Origin of the sequence: Stenotrophomonas sp. SrG (genome assembly GCF_050031795.1) — a bacterium.
Taxonomy (GTDB): Bacteria; Pseudomonadota; Gammaproteobacteria; order Xanthomonadales; family Xanthomonadaceae; genus Stenotrophomonas; species Stenotrophomonas rhizophila_A.
Genome location: NZ_JBNBBE010000318.1, coordinates 1 through 266, shown reverse-complemented (window position 1 = coordinate 266; position 266 = coordinate 1). Strand labels below are relative to the sequence as shown.

Annotated in this window: 1 protein-coding gene; it reads left to right on the top strand. The window is 76.3% G+C overall.

What is annotated here, in order from left to right:
- On the top strand, positions 1–266 hold a 266-nt coding region (locus tag ACQG3P_RS19960; RefSeq protein ID WP_426806013.1), incomplete at both ends, for an ankyrin repeat domain-containing protein.

The following is a 266-nucleotide window of genomic DNA, read 5'->3' as shown; positions in this document are numbered from 1 at the left end:
GTGCTGGCCGCCGTGCTGCCCGACCTGCGCCTGCTGCGCGAACTGATCGCCCGTGGCGGGGGCGTCAACACCCCGCACAAGGGCATGTCCCCGCTGCTGGCCGCCACCCGCGACAGCTGGCACGGCCGCCCCGAAGCGGTGATGACCCTGCTGGCCAACGGGGCCGATTCGCGCGCGGTCGACCGCGACGGCAACGCCCCGCTGCACCACGCCGCGCGCAGGTCCGACCCCGGCGTGGCGGCAGTGATGCGCGATGCCGCGGCCGA